Origin of the sequence: Streptomyces sp. NPDC101776, from assembly GCF_044766845.1 — a bacterium.
Taxonomy (GTDB): domain Bacteria; phylum Actinomycetota; class Actinomycetes; order Streptomycetales; family Streptomycetaceae; genus Streptomyces.
The window spans coordinates 1-1,932 of record NZ_JBIWMV010000058.1; the positions used below are offsets into that span (position 1 = coordinate 1).

The window sequence follows — 1,932 nt, forward strand, 5'->3', positions numbered from 1 at the left end:
GAGGTGAGTCGGCGGCGGGAATCTCACCCACCGCCGCTCTCAGAACCGTGCGTGAACCTCGCGACTCACACGGCTCCCATTGTTGAACCAGTGGGCAACGCGCCGTGCTTCCAGTGAGCGAACATGCCCGGGAATGCTGAGGCAATCTCAGCCAGCTTTCTCCGGGCCTTCCTTGAGGCACGACGATACCGTTTGTACTTCCTCCGAGCCCATTTCACCAGGAACGGATTGATCTGCTGTTCCAGAAACCGGATCAATCTGGACTTGTAGAAGCGCCCATAGTAATTGATCCATCCCGCCACGACGGGGTTGATCATCGCGGCGATCTCCCGAAAGCTCAGCTCGGTACAGCGCCCGAGTCGCCAACTCCGGATAGTCCTCGCCATGGACTTCATGGCTGTTCCGCTCACTGCAGGAAGGAAGCCGGTCTTCAGCCTCCCATCCCGCAAGCGGGCCGCCCGAGGGCGGAAGGCGTACCCCAGGAACGTGAACTCCGTGACCGGAAAATCCCGTTCACGACCTTCCTGTTTGCAGTACACCACCCTGGTTTTCTCCGGATGGAGACGTAATCCGAACTGCAGCAACCTGCGCTCGATGATGTTGCGGACGAAGTTCGCCTGCTTCTCACTGGCGCAGTGCACCACAGCGTCGTCGCCGTACCGCTCGAACCTGATCGCCGGGTACTCCCGAACCAACCACGCATCGAAGGCGTAGTGCATGAACAGATTCGACAACAACGGCGAAATGGAAGATCCTTGAGGAGTTCCCTTTTCCCGCCTGACGAGCGTTCCGTCGGATTGCTGCACGGGGGCGACAAGCCATCGCTTCACATACAACAGAACCCACGAGAGATTGGTATGTCTTTCCACTGCCGCGATGATGGGGGCGTGCGGCACGTTGTCGAAGAATCCCTGGATGTCAAGGTCGATCACCCAAGGATGCCTCCAGCACCGCTGCTTGCACGTCTCCACCGCATCCAGCGCGGACCGCCTCGGGCGATAGCCATACGAATCCTGATGGAAGATCTGCTCCACATCTGGCTCCAATGTCATGGCCACTACCGTCTGGGCGATCCTGTCGGCCACCGTGGGAACCCCAAGGCTCCGAGTCCCACCGCCGGCTTTGGGAATATCAACCGCTCTCACGGGCGGAGGGAAGTAACTTCCCGAGGACAGCCGGTTCCACAGCTTGTACAGGTTGCTCTTCTCATCCTGCTCAAACTCCGCTAACGACTGCCCGTCCACCCCAGCCGCTCCCCTGTTGGCCTTAACCTTCAGGTATGCATTCCAGACCAGCCGTTTCGGAATATCAAACGGCTTGCTCACCGATCTCGTCTCGACCATCCGATTCCTCCCATCTCTGGTTGATCGCCGATCGACACTCAACAACACGTCCCCTTCGCTCCGCCTCTATTACGGAGGTTTCATCACTACTACGGGACGTTCCGCCCTCCTGACGCGCCACCGGTACTCCGGCCCTCATGACACTTCGCCACTTGGGCCTCTCCCTCTCGCGAGCCACGTCAACCCGTGGATCGCGGTTTCGCGTCGAGGAGTTCTCCAGTTCCGTTGTGAAGCCCGGACTGAGCTCGCGCCACCTTCATGCCGGACACCGCCAGACCTGTAGACAGGTTCCCGTCTGGCTCATCCCAGGACAGCATTGAGGCCCTGGTTTCGATGCCATCTAAGCTTTACGACACGTCATCAGCGGTTCACTTTCGTTCGCCTTCTCAGCCCACACCTGCCGCATTTTGTACGGCTTTTCCATGACGCTCACCACCACGGCTCATTCACCGCAGCAGCTCATGGCGGTTTGACACCTGCACCTGCATGCCGATGTCGAAGGACCTACCTTCATCTCCACAACAGCATGGCGACTGTTCGTTTCCGTCTTCTACATCAGAACCGCACATTCACCTTCTGGACACACCAA

1 protein-coding gene is annotated in these 1,932 nt (G+C 58.9%); it reads right to left on the bottom strand.

From position 1 onward, the window contains the following. Positions 1–65: 65 nt before the first annotated feature. Positions 66–1,343, bottom strand: a complete 1,278-nt coding sequence (gene ltrA / locus ACIRRY_RS51765) for a group II intron reverse transcriptase/maturase (protein ID WP_403988132.1) — start codon at positions 1,341–1,343, stop codon at positions 66–68. Between the last annotated feature and the right edge of the window lie 589 nt (positions 1,344–1,932).